Origin of the sequence: Candidatus Ulvibacter alkanivorans (genome assembly GCF_003333325.1) — a bacterium.
In the GTDB taxonomy this organism is placed as follows: domain Bacteria; phylum Bacteroidota; class Bacteroidia; order Flavobacteriales; family Flavobacteriaceae; genus Ulvibacter_A; species Ulvibacter_A alkanivorans.
Genome location: NZ_QOLC01000099.1, coordinates 29,544 through 46,907, shown reverse-complemented (window position 1 = coordinate 46,907; position 17,364 = coordinate 29,544). Strand labels below are relative to the sequence as shown.

Genomic DNA, 17,364 nt, shown 5'->3' with positions numbered 1-17,364 from the left:
GTAACAATTATTTTGAATATGTTTTAATTTGTAATGAAAATTAAAACTATGATAGAAAAACAACACCTTATCGACCGCTTCGTTGGTTACGTTACAGTCGATACCGAAAGCGATCCGGAGAGCGATACCACTCCAAGTAGTGCCAAGCAATGGGACCTTGCGAATGCGCTGGTGACCGAGTTAAAGGATATAGGGATGCAAGAGGTCACTATAGACAAGAACGCCTATATCATGGCCACCTTACCAAGCAATGTAGACCATGAAGTTCCGGTTATTGGGTTTATCTCGCATTTTGATACAACACCCGATTTTACAGGCGCCAACGTAAAACCACAGATCGTTGAAAACTACGACGGAAAAGATATTGTGCTAAATGAGGCTGAGAATATCGTTCTTTCTCCTAACGATTTTGATGACTTACTACTATACAAGGGACAGACCTTGATCACCACCGACGGCACTACACTTTTAGGGGCCGACGATAAGGCAGGGATCGCCGAGATCATTTCGGCCATGGAGTATCTTATTCAACACCCGGAAATTAAACACGGTAAGATTCGCGTCGGGTTTACCCCCGATGAAGAGATTGGCCGTGGTGCACATAAATTTGATGTCGAGAAATTTGGTGCCGAATGGGCTTACACCATGGACGGGAGTCAGCTGGGTGAATTAGAGTATGAGAATTTCAACGCAGCCAGCGCAGTGGTCACCATAAAAGGAAAGATCGTACATCCCGGTTATGCGAAAGGAAAGATGATCAACAGCATGTATATTGCAACCGAGTTCATCAATTCACTTCCCCGTCTGGAAACCCCGGAACATACCGAGGACCGTCAAGGTTTTTTTCACCTCTACAGCATCAACGGCGAAGTAGACAGCACCAAGTTGCAATATATTATTCGAGATCACGACAGTGAACATTTTGAAGCACGCAAAAAAGCATTGCAGCAGGTCGCCGATGATATCAACGCTCAATACGAACGAGAAGCAGTCACGGTAGCTATTAACGATCAATACTTTAACATGCGTGAAAAGATAGAACCGGTAATGCATATTGTGGACATCGCAGAAGCCGCGATGCGCAAGGCCAATATCGAGCCTATCATCAAACCGATACGCGGTGGAACCGACGGATCTCAATTAAGCTACAAGGGATTACCTTGCCCGAACATTTTTGCGGGAGGACATAATTTTCACGGGAGGTACGAATACGTTCCGGTAGAGAGCATGCTTAAGGCGATAGAAGTAATTGTGAACATTGCTCAATTAGTTTCCGAAGAAAGGAAATAAAGAAATGAGCACCAACAAAAAAACCTTCAGTGAAAACTGAAGGTTTTTTTATGATCTAATACGTAGTTTACTTCTTCTCTTTTTCGGGAGCATTCAATTTCTGACTTAACTCCATAGAAAGTGCAGAGCGTTCAAATTTCATCTTTCCTGCCCCTGTTTCCAAAATACAAGTACCATCGTCATTTAGGTTTAAGATTTTACCGTGAAGACCACTTTTAGTAACAACTTTATCACCGGTCTTCAATGCCCCGGCAAATTTCTTTTCTTGTTTTTGTTTTTTCATTTGCGGACGTATCAAAAAAAGATACATCACGGCGAATAAAAGAATAATTGGCAGAAAGCCTTGAATTTGCTCCATAATTTGGGTAAACTAACTAATTTTTAAATCGTACTTACGAGTTGGTTTGCATGATACCTTGACTCTGAACAGCACCACCTTCAGGAGCGTTTACAAACGCCTTAATCTTAAGGGTTTCTTTTCCGTTCTTAGTGTTTGCTGTAATGGTAACGGTTTTACTTACTTGGTTCTTTCCACTTCCGTTGAATTTTACAAGAAGTTCTCCAGACTCTCCAACTGGCACTGCTTCGGTTGGGTACGAAGGAACAGTACATCCACAGCTACTTTTAGCATCAACGATCACTAAAGGAGCATCACCGGTGTTGGTAAATCTAAATACGTGTTCTACGTTAGTTCCTTGGTCGATGGTTCCGAAGTCATATTCAGTTTCTTCAAAGGTCATCACAGGAAATTCGGTTGCTTTTGCATCACGATCGGCAGCGGCAGCAACATTTTCTTCGCTAACTTTATCGGCAGCGTTATCTTTACAAGACGTAAATGCGAAAGCTGCTAAAACAGCTAGTAACAGGATTGATTTTTTCATAGTATTAAAATATTATAGGTTTTAAGCGGGGCTAAAATACTTATTTTTTTATTTTTAGCGAAGGCCGCGACCAATTTTATTCAATTTATTCGCTTCGGAAAATTCCTTAACAAGCTTGTCTAAAATTCCATTAATGAAGATACTACTTTTTGGAGTTGAGTATTCTTTAGCGATCTCCAAACATTCGTTCATGGTTACACGTACAGGAATAGAAGGGAAATATAAAAATTCGGCGATCCCAATCTTTAAAATGATCATATCGAGTTCTGCGATTCGCTCTTTGTCCCAATTGGGTGTTTTACCATCGATCTCGGCCGAAAGTTTTTCATCTTGCAGAATTACCTTGCGTAAAAGTTTTACCGCGTAGTCTCTATCTTCCTCATTCTTGTACAATTGAGGCAGCAGCATAGCGGCTGCGTTTTTTTCTGAAAGCTTTGAAAACATTTTCACAATGGCCGTATTTACTACAGGAAAGTCGTCTAGCCAAGTGAGCCGTTTGTCTTCTATGTATTCATACAGTTTTTCGTTGGGCGCAAGAATTTCTTTATAAAGCGTAACTATGAACGTCTTGTCTTCTTTGAACGTTGGATCGTTCTTCGCCAGATACTCCTTAAACCAGCTTGTTTTACGCAATTCTTTTAGTAAGATATTGACATATTCATCGTCTTGTTCCCAATAGTTAAGCTTTTTGTTCTTTATAGCTTGTTTGAATTCGGGATTGGAAGCGATTAATGCGATCACCTTATTATCCACAAACGCCCGACTGGGGTTTTTCTCTTGATCGGTTGCCAAGAGCTTTTGCTGAGATTTACTCATAAAGGATTCTTCTTGTTCCCGCATGGCAACAAGCAATTGAAGTAACAACAAATACAGATCTTGCATTTGATCGATGCTGTACAATAAAAATTTCTCTTGTTTTTCAATATCGGGCTGTTCACTTTGATGAAAAGCATAAACCGATTGTAACACTTTAATTCTTATATGTCTTCGTGTAAGCATACGTGTAAAAGAACCTTTTTTTAGTAAAAAACGCACAGAGGGTATTCTGTGCGTTGCAAAGATAGTATTTTATAAAAGCGATTAAACTACTTTCGGCTTTTTCTTGCTTCAATTCTAGACTCGGCAATTTCGAGTGCAGCTTGGTGGGTAGTGATCCCTTTTTCTTCTGCTTTCGAAAGAATTTCGAGGGTCGTATTGTAAATGTTCTCTGTCTTACGAATGATCTCTTGACGACCGTAATCTTCTAGTTCGGCATACACATTAATAATACCTCCTGCATTGATCAAGAAATCGGGTGCGTACACGATTCCGCGTTCGCGCAACATCATACCGTGCTTTTGTTCATCGGCCAGCTGATTGTTCGCCGCTCCTGCAATTATTTTCGCATTGATCTGGTTGACCGTGGTATCATTTACCGTGGCTCCTAATGCACATGGTGCGTAGATGTCCATTTCTTCAGTATATAGATTTCTACCCCCATAGATCTCTACATTGTATTTGTCACGAACTTCTTCCAATCGTTCTTGGTTGATATCTGAAATATACACCTTAGCGCCTTCGTCACTTAAATTCTCAACCAACGACTCACCTACATTTCCAATGCCCTGAACATAGACCACACGGTCTTCCAATACGTCGGTTCCAAATTTATACTTAGCCGCAGCCTTCATCCCCATAAATACACCATAGGCGGTAATTGGCGACGGATTACCGGCACCTCCTTTTTCTTCAGAAATACCCGTCACAAAAGGTGTAACTGTACGAACTAGGTCCATATCCTTGGTTTCCATCCCAACATCTTCGGCAGTAATGTACTTGCCACTTAATGAGTGAACGAATTCACCAAAACGCAACATGAGCTCAGGTGTCTTTTCAGTCTTAGCATCTCCAATAATCACAGCTTTTCCACCGCCCAAATTAAGGCCGGTAATAGCCGATTTAAATGTCATTCCGCGAGATAGACGCAACACATCGTTTAACGCATCCCATTCGCTGGCATAGTTCCACATTCGGGTTCCACCCAATGCAGGTCCTAAAACCGTATTGTGAATTCCAATTATTGCTTTTAATCCAGTATCTTTGTCGTTGCAAAAAACGATTTGCTCGTGATTGTCAAACGATAATTGCCCGAAAACCGGGTCAATTTTATGAAGTTCTTTCGTGTTAACTACTTCAGTGATCATACAAGTTTTGTTTTTATAGTATCCTCAAAAAGGACGTGCAAAACTAGTTTATTACTGGCAATCTCGCAATAGACCAGTTGTTAAAATAAGAATTTGTTAATAAATACTCAAACCCCTAGATGAAAGAGCTTCAGCACCTTAACCGTTATTTCTTAAAATACAGAGGACGCTTACTTTTAGGATTATTTGTTACAATAGTAGCAGCTGTGTTTAAATTACTGGTCCCAATCGTCATTGGAGACACCTTAAACATAGTGGAGCAATACATAAATGGTGATGTTACCGACCTTTCCGAAGTAAAATCAGAACTGCTTACCAATATTTTCCTCATTATCGGAACTACAATTTTGGCAGCCCTGTTCACTTTTATCATGCGACAAACCATTATCGTAGTGTCGCGTTACATCGAATTCGATCTTAAAAATGAAGTGTTCGAACAGTACCAACGCCTGTCACTTAGTTTTTACAAACAGAACCGCACCGGCGATCTAATGAATCGTATTAGTGAGGATGTTTCTAAAGTACGTATGTATACAGGACCTGCCGTTATGTACAGCACCACTACCGTCACCTTATTTATCGTGGTAATTAGTTATATGTTCTACAAGGCGCCTATCCTATCACTGTATGCCATTGCCCCGTTGCCTTTGCTTTCTATCTTGATTTACAAACTGAGTATTGCCATACACAAACGCAGTACTATTGTTCAACAATACCTTTCGAAACTAACCACCTATACCCAAGAGAGCTTTAGTGGTATCGCTGTGATAAAAGCCTACGGAATCGAGCCTCGAACCAACACCAATTTTGTTGAACTGGCCGAAGGCAGCAAAGAAAAGAACATCGACCTCGCCAAGGTACAAGCCTTGTTCTTTCCGCTCATGATCCTATTAATTGGCGTGAGTAATATTCTTGTAATTTATATTGGTGGAAATCAATTTATCGATGGTAAGATCGATTTTGGAACCATTATCGAATTCTTGATCTATGTAAATATGCTCACCTGGCCGGTGGCTATTGTGGGCTGGGTCTCTTCTATGGTTCAACAAGCCGAAGCATCTCAAAAACGAATCAATGAGTTCTTACAAGAAGAACCTGCCATTCAAAATACGGTCGATCAACCAACACCGGTTAAAGGCAAGATAACTTTTAATGAACTTAGTTTTACCTACCCCGACACCAATATCACTGCTTTAAAGAATATTTCGTTTAGTGTGAATCCGGGTGAGACACTTTCTATTATTGGCAACACCGGCTCCGGAAAATCGACCATTCTAGAATTAATTGGTCGTCTGTACGACGTCGAAGATAGCATGCTAACAATAGACGAGCAGCCAATAAAACAACTAAACCTCGATAGTCTGCGAAGCGCCATAGGTTATGTGCCTCAAGATGCGTTTCTATTTAGCGACAGCATTCGCAATAACATAAAATTTGGAAAAGAGGATGCCACCGATGCTGAAGTGATGAATGCCGCAAAACGAGCGGCTGTTCATACAAATATTGTAGGTTTTAGTAAAGGCTACGACACCATACTCGGTGAACGCGGTATTACCCTAAGTGGCGGACAAAAACAACGTGTTTCTATTGCTCGCGCGATCATCAAAGATCCACAGATCCTACTGTTCGATGATTGCCTCTCTGCCGTAGATACCGAAACCGAAGAAGAAATCCTACAAAACCTGCATGAGATCGCACAAGACAAGACCACTATTATCGTGAGCCACAGAGTGTCCTCGGCCAAAAATGCAGACAAGATTATCGTACTGGAAGAAGGTAAGATTATACAGCAAGGCACTCATAATGAGCTGGTAAACATCCAAGGCTACTACAAAGAATTGTACGCCAAACAACTACACGAAAAAGAAATGTAACTCGAACCTTGCCATATTTATATTTTTTTTAGATTTTTGGCAGAACGATAATTAAACAAAAGTATCATGAGCGATCAATACGCAATGGAGAAAGAAGAAATATTTTCAAAAGTAATGCGGGCAGGTAGACGCACCTACTTTTTCGACGTAAGAGCCACCAAGGCAGGAGATTACTACCTAACTATTACAGAAAGCAAAAAATTTACCAACGACGATGGTTCGTATCACTACAAAAAACACAAGATCTATTTGTACAAAGAAGATTTTATGGATTTCAAAGATAATTTGGAAGAAATGATCCAGTATATTATCGACGAAAAAGGTGAAGAGGTAATTAGCGAACGTCACCAAAAAGATTATAAGAAAGAAGACAACGACGCTGCCGATCCGCAAAAGTTGGGTACAGCCAGCGACGAACCGGCACCTTCCAACTTTACCGATATCGATTTCGACGATATTTAATTTGAACAAATTTTTATGAATCAACCGCCTGCAATTGTAAGGCGGTTTTTTTATATTTATCCCTTTGGGCGTTCTCCCGCCTTTGGCGTGGCCCGGCTTTCGGCTGTATCTCTCTTCTGCTCAACACAGAGCGCCAGAGAGGATGCCGCCTCAATCCGTAACGCAATCATTAATCCTATTTAAACACTCTATGAGATTCGTATTCTTATTGCTTTTAAGCATTGCTCCTTTTTCTATTCTAGCACAACAATCTGCAACCCCACTCGAATATTATTTACCCGAAGATGTTTCCTACGACCAAAACATTCCTACCCCCAAAAGTATTATTGGTCACGAAGTGGGCGAATGGCACATTACACACGATAAACTAGTTCAATATATGTATGCACTGGCCAATGCCAGCGACCGCATTAGCATTGAGGATCGCGGTACCACCTTCGAAGGACGCCCGTTGCTGTTGCTTACTATTACCGCACCTGCAAATCACAACAACCTTGAAGCAATTCGCACCAATCATATGGCCTTGACCGAGCAAAATTCGGCTGCCATCAATACGGCAGATATGCCTATTGTCGTGTACCAAGGATTTTCTATTCACGGAAACGAACCCAGCGGGTCGAATGCTGCCCTCGTAGCCGCCTATTATTTGGCCGCGGCCCAAGGCCAGAAAATTGAAAATTTGCTAAAGAATACCGTCATTTTGTTCGATCCGGCATTTAATCCCGACGGACTCCAGCGATTTGCGTATTGGGCCAATGTACACAAAGCCAAGAACATTAATCCAGACCCTAACGACCGTGAATACGACGAGGTTTGGCCCGGCGGACGTACCAATCATTATTGGTTCGATATGAATCGCGATTGGTTACCCGTGCAATTACCCGAAAGTAGAGCGCGTATAGAGACCTTTCATAATTGGTACCCGAATATTCTAACCGATCATCATGAAATGGGAACCAATGCCAGCTTTTTCTTCCAACCCGGAATTCCGTCACGAACCCATCCCCTAACACCTTCAAAGAATCAAGAACTTACAGGCGCTATTGCTAAATTTCATGCAGATGCCTTTAACAAGATTGGTAGTTTCTATTATACCGAAGAAAGTTTTGACGACTTCTATTACGGTAAGGGATCTACATTCCCGGACATCAACGGTTCTATTGGGATATTGTTCGAGCAAGCATCTTCTCGAGGTCATGCGCAAGAAAGTGATAATGGCGTGCTTACGTTCCCGTTTACCATTCGCAATCAATTTACAGCAGCACTTTCTACCTTAGAAGCCGCCGTAAACATGCGAACCGAATTATTAAACTACCAACGTACCTTTTTTAGCAATGCACGCAACGAAGGTGCTTCAGGCGGGGCCTATGTGTTTGGAGATGCGAAAGATGCTTCCAAGATCTATCACCTTGCCGAGATCCTTCAGCGTCATGACATTCGTTTTCACGAACTGGAAGAAGATGTGACCACCAATGGCACCACATTTAAAAAAGGAAGTTCCTATCTCATTCCGAAGAACCAAAAACAACACCGACTAATAGAAGCAATGTTCGAAAAAAGAACTAGTTTCCAAGATAGTTTGTTCTACGATATTAGTGCATGGACCTTCCCATTGGCCTTTAACCTTGACTATTCCGAAGCAATAGCAACGAACAAGGCAGGCACGGTCGTTACCGATCTTGAACATAAAACACCGCCAACTCCTAACCGATCAAGCTATGCGTACTTGATGGAATGGCACGACTATTATGCGCCCAAGGCCTTAAACCAAATATTAGAGAAAGGGGTTCGCGCCAAGGTTGGAATGCAACCATTTTCAGTAGGCGGTAATGACTACGATTATGGGACCATTTTAATTCCTGTTCAAAATCAATCGCTGTCTGAAACAGAAATATACAACCTCATTAAAGAAGTTTCCGAAGAAAGCCATGTACGTATTACGGGTGTAAACACTGGACTTACAAAAGGGATCGATCTTGGAAGTAATCAGTTTAGAAGTATTAGTCCGCAACGTGTGGCCATTTTGGTTGGAGAAGGCATCACGCCTTACGACGCAGGTGAGATCTGGCATCTGTTCGATCAACGCTTCGACATGTTACTAACAAAACTAGACACTAAAAATTTTGGACGTGTAGATCTAAGCCGATATACCGATATCATCATTCCTAATAGTTGGGGTAGCGGATTGGGCAAGGAAGAGGCCAAAAAACTAAAGACATGGGTGCAAAATGGAGGTACGTTGATTGGATATAAGAACGCCGGACGTTGGTTTAACAGCAACGAATTGTTAAAAATGGAGTTTAAGACCAGAAAGGATACGGCACGAAATATCTCATTCGAACAACGTGGCGATTATCGCGGTGCACAAGTAATTGGTGGAGCTATCTTTGAAACAACATTAGATCGATCGCATCCTATTGCCTTTGGTTATTCTAACAAAGATTTACCTGTATTTCGCAATTCGACGCTTTTCCTAGAAGCCGACAAGGATAGTTATAAGAATCCGATACGCTATACCAAATCTCCACTGTTGAGCGGGTATATTTCCAAACCTAATTTAGAGTTATTGGCCGAAACCTCAGCCTTTAAAGTTGGGAATCTTGGACGTGGGCAGGTATTGTACTTTACCGACAATCATAATTTTAGGGCCTTTTGGTATGGTACGAACAAATTGTTGTTTAATGCGATCTTCTTTGGTGACGAAATGTAGCGATTCTGAAAAGCTATCGATTTTTTTAGTATCTTAGAGTGGTACTAATAAACTGATTGCCATGAGACTAAGCTATTTTGTTCTATTCTTTTCAATGCTGCTTGCGCTTATGGCGTTTAAACAGCCAATTGAACGTTCGGAAGTTTCCGAAGTTATTTCAACTACCGGAAATTCTAATTGTACTATGAAAGTGTTCGAGGCAGATGCAGCCTTGGGCAAGTTGCGTAACAAACAGTCTAAAACCAGATCGCTTAGCGAAACTATAGACGAATATGTTGCCGGCATGAAAGCAATAGATCTAGAAGAATGCCCCGAACCCTTCAAAGAAGCATTTCGGTCGCATATAGTGGCTTGGGATCAGATGACCCAAGTTACCGATCACTATCCGGAACTACGTGGCGAGATGCACGAATTGTTCGAGCAATTGAAAGAAAGTGAACATGCCGTCGAATTCAAAAGATTATACGCTGAAATCTGGGATACTTGGGAAGCAGTAGAAGCTGCAATGGAATAGTTTACGATTCGTTCTAATTGGCGACTTCGCTAATAAACTTAATACGGTATAAACGAAGTTCTTCCGTATCGTATTCTCCATCAAATTCTTCCATAGCCGTTTCGATAGTATCGTTCTCGGCCTCTAAAAAATACTCATGGATCTCTTCTTGTTGGTCCTCATCTAAAATTTCATCGATCCAATAATTAATATTCAGCTTGGTACCACTATAGACAATGGCCTCCATCTCTTTAATAAATTGAGGCATTTCCAGTCCCCTGGCATCGGCGATATCATCTAATGGCAATTTCCTGTCTACACTTTGAATGATGTAGAGTTTAAGAGCACTGTTAGAACCGGTAGACTTCACCACAAAATCATCCGGACGAATTACATCGTTCTCTTCCACATAATCTTGAATTAACTTTAAGAAAGAGGCACCATACTTTTTGGCCTTCCCCTCACCTACGCCATAGACATTAGAGAGTTCGTCCATGGTAATGGGGTATTTTAATGCCATATCTTCTAAGGAAGGATCTTGAAAGATAACAAAAGGTGGAAGATCTAGAGAATCGGCGACTTTTTTACGCTCGGCCTTCAGTAATTTATATAAGTTCTCATCGGTGGAAGCACCCCCTTTTTGTGCGACTACGATCGCATCATCGTTAGCTTCTTTGTAGCTGTGATCCTCGGTCATCATAAAAGAGGTAGGTGATTTGAGATACTCTTTACCTCGTTTCGTAAGCTTGACAACACCATAGCTTTCAATATCCTTTTTAATATAGCCTGCCACTAACAATTGGCGAAGCAGCGCCATCCAAAATGCCGCATCGTGATTCGAGCCGGAGCCAAAGAACGCTTGCGTATCGGTTCGGTGTGATTTTATCATGGCATTTACTTTACCCACTAAAACGTTCACCACTTCTTTAGACTTATACTGTTCGTTGGTTTTTTCAATGACCGATAATAATTTTACGGCTTCATCTTGTGCTTCGGTCTTTTTTTTGGGATAGCGCATATTGTCATCCATGTCACCGCCTTCTCCGGTTTCGGTATCGAACTCTTCTCCAAAATAATGTAAGATGAATTTTCTACGAGAGATTGATGTTTCGGCGAATGCTACCACCTCTTGTAATAAGGCATGCCCGATCTCTTGTTCGGCCACCGGTTTTCCACTCATAAACTTTTCGAGTTTCTCGATGTCCTTATAACTGTAAAAAGCCAAGCAATGGCCTTCTCCCCCATCCCTACCGGCGCGACCGGTTTCTTGATAATAGCTTTCAATACTCTTCGGAATATCGTTATGCACTACAAACCGAACGTCGGGTTTATCGATCCCCATACCAAATGCGATGGTCGCCACGACCACATCGGCATCTTCCATAAGGAACATATCTTGATGCTTTACTCGGGTCTTTGCATCCAAACCGGCATGATAGGGAACAGCTTTAATACCGTTTACTTGCAGTGTTTGCGCTAGTTCTTCTACGCGCTTACGGCTCAAACAATAGATAATCCCGCTCTTACCTTCGTTCTTTTTTACAAATCGGGTAATATCGGAATCGACATTTTTGGTCTTTGGCCGGATCTCATAATATAAATTAGGGCGATTAAAAGATGCTTTAAACGTATTTGCATCGGTCATACCCAAATTCTTCAATATATCTTCTTGAACTTTAGGAGTTGCCGTAGCAGTAAGTCCGATAATAGGTATATCATCACCAATTCGCTTAATGATGCTTTTTAAGTTTCTGTACTCGGGGCGAAAGTCATGTCCCCATTCACTAATACAATGTGCTTCGTCTATGGCAACAAATGAAATAGTTTGCGACTGTAAAAAATCTACGTATTCCGTTTTCGTCAAGGATTCTGGGGCAACGTATAATAATTTAGTCACTCCCGAATTTATATCATCTTTTACTTTCTTGACTTCGGTCTTATTCAAGGACGAGTTCAAGACATGAGCAATACCTTCTTCCGAAGAAAGCGCACGTAAGGCATCTACTTGATTTTTCATTAAAGCAATAAGTGGAGAAACGACAATGGCGGTTCCATCTTGTATGAGGGCGGGCAATTGGTAGCAAAGGGATTTACCACCCCCTGTCGGCATAATAACGAAGGTGTTATGACCCGAAATAATGCTTTTAATCACATCTTCTTGAAGGCCTTTAAATCGGCTAAATCCAAAATACTTCTTAAGTGCCGCGTATAGGTCTATCTGCGTCACGCTGCTATGTTTCTGTTAATACTACTATTTATGTACATGGTAAATTAAAATTGCATGAACTGGGGAACAATTGTAATTTTGCAACCTTTATGACAAAACTGTATCTTATTAGAAAGATTATTGTTTAGGTATTTAAATATACTAATTTCTTATACAGTTACAAACTATCAAAAGCGTAAAATTTGAACAATCAAGATAGAATCATTGCCGTTGCCAAAAAAACAATCGATACTGAAAGTAAGGCCATCAGAAACCTTGCCAATCTTGTTGACGAAGAATTTGCCGACGCTGTAGACTACATTTACAATTCTGAAGGCCGTGTGATCGTTACCGGCATTGGTAAAAGCGCTAATATCGCTACCAAGATCGTTGCCACCCTAAACTCCACAGGAACACCGGCTATTTTCATGCATGCCGCCGACGCCATTCACGGAGACTTAGGAACCATTCAGCAAAAAGATATCGTGATCTGTATTTCAAAAAGCGGAAATACGCCAGAGATCAAGGTCTTGGTTCCTCTAATAAAGGCGATAGGAAACAAATTAATCGCCATAACCTCGAATCGGGAGTCGTTCCTAGGGCAACAAGCCAATTATGTATTACATGCCTACGCCGAGAAAGAAGCATGCCCAAACAACCTCGCTCCTACCACAAGTACCACTGCCCAATTGGTAATAGGAGACGCCTTGGCCATGTGTTTGCTTGACCTGAGAGGGTTTTCAAGCAAGGATTTTGCCAAGTTCCATCCGGGTGGTTCACTAGGCAAAAAATTGTACCTTCGCGTTAGCAATTTAACATCGCTGAACGAAAAGCCACAAGTAAATCCGGACACCGACGTAAAAAAAGTGATCGTAGAGATTTCAGAAAAAATGCTTGGTGTTACAGCCGTAGTAGAAGACAACAAGATTGTTGGAATTATTACAGATGGTGACCTACGACGTATGCTTACCAAAGTTGATAATTTTAAAGGGTTAACTGCCAAAGACATTATGACCGTAAATCCGAAGAAAATAGCGAATGATGCCATGGCGATCGAAGCTATGCAATTAATGGACGATTACGGAATTACTCAAATTCTTGCCGAAGATAACGGCAACTACTGTGGCGTAGTACATATTCACAACCTTACCAAGGAAGGTATTATTTAATGACAAAACGCATTACAAATAAGAGTGTTGAGAAAGAAATGTCCTTTCTCGATCATTTGGAAGAACTACGCTGGCATTTAATTCGAGCGACCATTGCCGTCGTACTCATGGCCTCCATAGCTTTTATCGCTAAATCCTTTATTTTCGACGTATTGCTCTTGGGACCTAAACAGGCCGACTTTCCTACCTATCGCCTGCTTTGTAAGGCAGCCCGCTTTATTGGCATGGAAAGTTTTTGTTTTGAAGAACTCCCGTTTCGTATTCAAAGTCGTACCATGGCAGGGCAGTTTTCTGCGCACATTTGGACCTCTATCACGGCAGGTTTTATCGTGGCCTTCCCCTACGTCTTGTACGAATTTTGGAAATTTATTAGCCCGGGATTGCGAAATGAAGAACGAAAGACCAGTCGCGGATTCATAATCGTTGCTTCCTTTCTTTTCTTTATTGGCGTGCTGTTTGGATATTATGTGGTTACTCCGCTTTCTATTAATTTCCTCGGAAGCTATAAAGTTAGCGAACAGGTATTCAATGACTTCGACCTTAGCAGTTATATATCGTTGGTGCGCGCCTCGGTGCTTGCCAGCGGACTTATTTTCGAGTTACCCATCATCATTTATTTTTTAACCAAAATTGGTGTGGTTACTCCCGAATTTCTTCGGAAATATCGCAAATTTGCATTGGTCATCGTACTAATTATTTCGGCGGTCATTACCCCACCAGATATTGCCAGCCAAGTAATAGTAGCAGTGCCCGTCGTTATTTTATATGAAATTAGCATCTATATCTCTAAAGCCGTAGTGCGAAAACAAAAAAGAAAAGCAAAAGCAAATGTCAACTAACTTAGTCGAAGAATTTAATGTCTATCGCTCACGAATGAACGATAAACTACTAGCAGACAACAATAAGGTCATTAAACGAATCTTTAATCTGGATACCAATGCCTTTTCCGAAGGAGCCTTAGACAAACGAACCAAGGAATTACTCGGACTCGGAAACTCTATGGTGTTGCGTTGCGATGATTGTGTGCGCTACCATTTGGAAGCCTGTTTTAAATTGAACATCTCTAAAGAAGAAGTCGTAGAAGCCTTAAGCATCTCATTACTTATTGGCGGCACCATCGTGATCCCACATTTACGAAGAGCCTACGAGTATTGGGAAGCATTGGAAGAAAACCGTGAATAATTTTTAGTCCATAAAATTATACCCTACTTTTAACGTTCTATTGCCAAACACCTTATGAAACTAAAAGCTGAAGACCTCGTAAAATCCTACAAAGGCCGCAAAGTGGTTAAAGGGATCACTGTAGAAGTGAACCAAGGAGAGATCGTCGGACTTTTAGGACCTAACGGTGCCGGCAAGACCACTTCCTTCTACATGATCGTAGGCTTAATAAAACCAAACGGTGGCCGTATCTTTCTAGAGGGAAAAGAGATCACCAAATATCCTATGTACAAGCGTGCACAAAACGGAATTGGATATCTTGCTCAAGAAGCGTCGGTTTTTAGAAAACTTAGTGTCGAAGACAACATTCTTAGTGTATTACAACTTACCAACCTTTCCAAACAGGAGCAACGCAGAAAAATGGACCAGTTGATCGAGGAATTCGGTCTTGGTCATATTAGAAAGAACCGAGGAGATTTGTTAAGTGGTGGAGAACGTCGAAGAACCGAAATTGCTCGCGCCCTTGCTACCGACCCACATTTTATCTTGCTAGACGAACCCTTTGCCGGTGTAGACCCTGTTGCGGTGGAGGATATTCAGCGTATTGTGGCACAGCTTAAGAACAAGAACATAGGGATACTTATTACAGATCACAACGTTCAGGAAACCTTGGCCATTACAGACCGCACCTACCTCATGTTCGAAGGGAGCATCTTAAAGCATGGCGAACCCGAAGAATTAGCAAACGACGAAATGGTTCGCAAAGTTTATCTAGGCCAGAACTTCGAATTGCGTAAAAAGAAACTTAATTTTTAGATTTTTTTTGTGGGCGTTCCCACGCAAAGCCCGGTCAGGCTATCGCGACTCGCTTTTGCTATTTTTCAAATAGGCAAAGAGCTTAAACAATTCGCTCTATCCTTAACGCATTTCCTTATCTTTCCAAAGTAACGATAGCAACACATATAATACAATTACCATAGGAATCGCCAAAAACTGAAACAGCACCAACAGCACCACACACAATACCAAAAAGATATAGCGCACAGCATTGCCCTTAAAGCCCCAATGTTTGAATTTTAAAGCAAACAAAGGCAATTCAGCATTCAACAGTATGCAACTCAAAACTGTAAATCCGAATAAGAACCACGGATTATAAATAATACTCGCCAACAATTCGCTGTATTGAAATTGTATGATCAACGGCAAGCTTAACACCAACAAGGTGTTGGCAGGAGTAGGCAACCCACTAAAACTTGAAGTTTGTCGCGTGTCCACATTAAATTTTGCCAAGCGGTAGACAGAAGCTACTGTGATCAATAATCCCACAAAAGGCACATATCGAATCATCCCTTCATTCCAAGTATCATTTCCAAAAGTATCGGCAATTACCATAGGACCTCCTAACAAGGCTTCACTTAACAATTGCACCATGACGATTCCGGGTACGACACCGCTGGTAACAGCATCTGCCAGTGAGTCTAATTGCAGCCCTACTTCACTTTGTGCGTGTAGCAATCGCGCTGCGAGTCCGTCGAAGAAATCGAAGAAGATTCCGAAGCAAACAAAAATAGCCGCGGTTACAAGATCACCGGATACGGCAAAAAAAACAGCCACACAGCCACAGAGTAAATTTAGCGAAGTAATGAGGTTTGGGACTTGTTTTATCATATATAGCGGTCAATGTTGTAAAAATAGCAAACTATTTTCGTCTAAGGGCAGGAAAACACAATATGTCCTTAAAAATATAGTTTAGTATTCTGTAAAATAGTAAGATATTTGCGCAAATTTTCAGGCTTGAAGAAAAACCTATTTATTTTATTTCTAAGCATTACCATTGCGGCCTCGGCCCAAACCACCAGAAAATATTCCAACGAATTTATGAATATTGGCGTGGACGCTGCTGCCTTTGGTATGGCGAATGCCGTGGTTGCTTCTACCGGAGATGTAAACTCGGGGTACTGGAATCCCGCCGGCCTTGTCAATTTAGAAGATAAAGAGCTTTCGTTGATGCACGCATCCTACTTTGCCAATATTGCAAATTACGATTATGCAGGTTTCGCGATGCCACTGGACGATAGAAGCGCCGTAGGACTGTCAATAATTCGATTTGGTGTGGACGACATCTTAAATACCACTCAGTTACTCGATGACGATGGCTTACCCAATTACGACAATATAAGTTTGTTCTCTACTGCCGATTACGGAGTTACCTTTTCGTATGCACGCGCTTTACCTCTGGATGGTTTGAACATAGGTGTAAATGCCAAGGTAATTCGCAGAATCATAGGTGATTTTGCCTCCTCTTGGGGGTTTGGTCTGGATGCCGGTATACAATTTCAATCGGATAACGATTGGAAGTTCGGATTGATGGCAAGAGATATAACAACTACCTTTAATGCTTGGAGCATCGACGAAGAGAAGTTTGCTGAAATTCAAGATGCGGTTGAAGGTCAAAATCAGGAGTTGCCCGAAACCACCGAGATCACTATTCCTAAATTACAGTTAGGGGTCTCAAAGAAGTTTGTGTTTCACTATGATTTTTCGCTGCTTACAGAGGTCGATCTCAATTTCCGATTTGCACAAACCAACGATATTATTTCTACTTCTTTTACAAGTATTACACCATCGGGTGGTTTCGAATTTGGCTATATCGATCTGGTGTTTGTACGTGCCGGCGTTGGTAATTTTCAAAATATCCAACAATTGGACGGTAGTGAGTCGGTTGGATTTCAACCTAATATTGGTGTAGGATTTAAGTACAAGGGCATACAAGTTGACTACGCCTTGACCGATATAGGCGATCAAAGTGCCGCCTTATACTCCAATATCTTTTCGTTAAAACTTGACTGGAGCATTTTTAGATAAGTGAATAAAATCATCGTACAATAACGCCGGAAGTTTTGTTACTTTGTACAAATTCAATCCTTAGAACACT

The 17,364-nt window shown here is 41.4% G+C and carries 16 protein-coding genes; 10 read left to right on the top strand and 6 right to left on the bottom strand.

Annotated elements, in window-relative coordinates:
* Positions 1–48 precede the first annotated feature (48 nt).
* Positions 49–1,290 (top strand): peptidase T, encoded by a 1,242-nt coding sequence (pepT, locus tag DWA30_RS11650; RefSeq protein ID WP_114492737.1) that lies wholly within the window; start codon positions 49–51, stop codon positions 1,288–1,290.
* 67 nt (positions 1,291–1,357) lie between these two features.
* Here pepT and yajC read toward each other — a convergent pair whose 3' ends face one another.
* From yajC to DWA30_RS11630, 4 genes are all read right to left on the bottom strand, one after another.
* On the bottom strand, positions 1,358–1,648 hold the full coding sequence (gene yajC, locus DWA30_RS11645; RefSeq protein ID WP_114492718.1) for a preprotein translocase subunit YajC: 291 nt from the start codon (positions 1,646–1,648) through the stop codon (positions 1,358–1,360).
* A 34-nt stretch (positions 1,649–1,682) separates the two neighbouring features.
* Positions 1,683–2,171 carry a DUF1573 domain-containing protein gene (locus DWA30_RS11640; protein ID WP_114492717.1) on the bottom strand — a complete coding sequence of 163 codons (489 nt, stop codon included), beginning with the start codon at positions 2,169–2,171 and terminating at the stop codon, positions 1,683–1,685.
* A gap of 54 nt (positions 2,172–2,225) precedes the next feature.
* Positions 2,226–3,170: a transcription antitermination factor NusB gene (gene nusB, locus DWA30_RS11635; protein WP_114492736.1), complete on the bottom strand. Its 945-nt coding sequence runs from the start codon at positions 3,168–3,170 to the stop codon at positions 2,226–2,228.
* A gap of 86 nt (positions 3,171–3,256) precedes the next feature.
* Entirely contained in the window at positions 3,257–4,354 is a 1,098-nt protein-coding gene (locus tag DWA30_RS11630) for a Glu/Leu/Phe/Val family dehydrogenase (RefSeq protein WP_114492716.1), read from the bottom strand.
* 119 nt (positions 4,355–4,473) lie between these two features.
* Here DWA30_RS11630 and DWA30_RS11625 point away from each other — a divergent pair, with 119 nt between their 5' ends.
* From DWA30_RS11625 to DWA30_RS11610, 4 genes are all read left to right on the top strand, one after another.
* Positions 4,474–6,228 (top strand): ABC transporter ATP-binding protein, encoded by a 1,755-nt coding sequence (locus DWA30_RS11625; protein WP_114492715.1) that lies wholly within the window; start codon positions 4,474–4,476, stop codon positions 6,226–6,228.
* 66 nt (positions 6,229–6,294) lie between these two features.
* Complete coding sequence (locus DWA30_RS11620; RefSeq protein WP_114492714.1) at positions 6,295–6,690, top strand: PUR family DNA/RNA-binding protein; 396 nt, start codon at positions 6,295–6,297, stop codon at positions 6,688–6,690.
* A 190-nt stretch (positions 6,691–6,880) separates the two neighbouring features.
* Positions 6,881–9,400 (top strand): M14 family zinc carboxypeptidase, encoded by a 2,520-nt coding sequence (locus DWA30_RS11615; protein WP_114492713.1) that lies wholly within the window; start codon positions 6,881–6,883, stop codon positions 9,398–9,400.
* A 61-nt stretch (positions 9,401–9,461) separates the two neighbouring features.
* The gene (locus DWA30_RS11610; protein ID WP_136073194.1) at positions 9,462–9,914 is read left to right on the top strand and encodes a hypothetical protein; all 453 of its coding nucleotides are present in this window, start codon (positions 9,462–9,464) and stop codon (positions 9,912–9,914) included.
* Between the two features lie 13 nt (positions 9,915–9,927).
* Here the strand turns inward: DWA30_RS11610 and recQ are convergent, their stop codons facing one another.
* Entirely contained in the window at positions 9,928–12,120 is a 2,193-nt protein-coding gene (gene recQ / locus DWA30_RS11605) for a DNA helicase RecQ (protein ID WP_114492711.1), read from the bottom strand.
* Between the two features lie 182 nt (positions 12,121–12,302).
* Between recQ and DWA30_RS11600 the strand changes: the two genes are divergently transcribed.
* Genes DWA30_RS11600 through lptB form a run of 4 tightly spaced genes read left to right on the top strand, consistent with a single transcriptional unit; the run spans position 12,303 to position 15,245 of the window.
* Complete coding sequence (locus tag DWA30_RS11600) at positions 12,303–13,268, top strand: KpsF/GutQ family sugar-phosphate isomerase (RefSeq protein WP_114492710.1); 966 nt, start codon at positions 12,303–12,305, stop codon at positions 13,266–13,268.
* Entirely contained in the window at positions 13,268–14,107 is an 840-nt protein-coding gene (gene tatC / locus DWA30_RS11595) for a twin-arginine translocase subunit TatC (protein ID WP_114492709.1), read from the top strand. The genes DWA30_RS11600 and tatC overlap by 1 nt, the downstream gene beginning before the upstream one ends.
* Positions 14,097–14,450, top strand: a complete 354-nt coding sequence (locus DWA30_RS11590) for a carboxymuconolactone decarboxylase family protein (protein WP_114492708.1) — start codon at positions 14,097–14,099, stop codon at positions 14,448–14,450. The genes tatC and DWA30_RS11590 overlap by 11 nt, the downstream gene beginning before the upstream one ends.
* A gap of 54 nt (positions 14,451–14,504) precedes the next feature.
* Positions 14,505–15,245 (top strand): LPS export ABC transporter ATP-binding protein, encoded by a 741-nt coding sequence (gene lptB / locus DWA30_RS11585; RefSeq protein ID WP_114492707.1) that lies wholly within the window; start codon positions 14,505–14,507, stop codon positions 15,243–15,245.
* Positions 15,246–15,347: 102 nt separating this feature from the next.
* Here the strand turns inward: lptB and DWA30_RS11580 are convergent, their stop codons facing one another.
* Entirely contained in the window at positions 15,348–16,097 is a 750-nt protein-coding gene (locus DWA30_RS11580; protein WP_114492706.1) for a CDP-alcohol phosphatidyltransferase family protein, read from the bottom strand.
* Between the two features lie 126 nt (positions 16,098–16,223).
* Between DWA30_RS11580 and DWA30_RS11575 the strand changes: the two genes are divergently transcribed.
* Positions 16,224–17,294 carry a putative type IX sorting system protein PorV2 gene (locus tag DWA30_RS11575; RefSeq protein ID WP_114492705.1) on the top strand — a complete coding sequence of 357 codons (1,071 nt, stop codon included), beginning with the start codon at positions 16,224–16,226 and terminating at the stop codon, positions 17,292–17,294.
* The last annotated feature ends 70 nt before the right edge of the window (positions 17,295–17,364 follow it).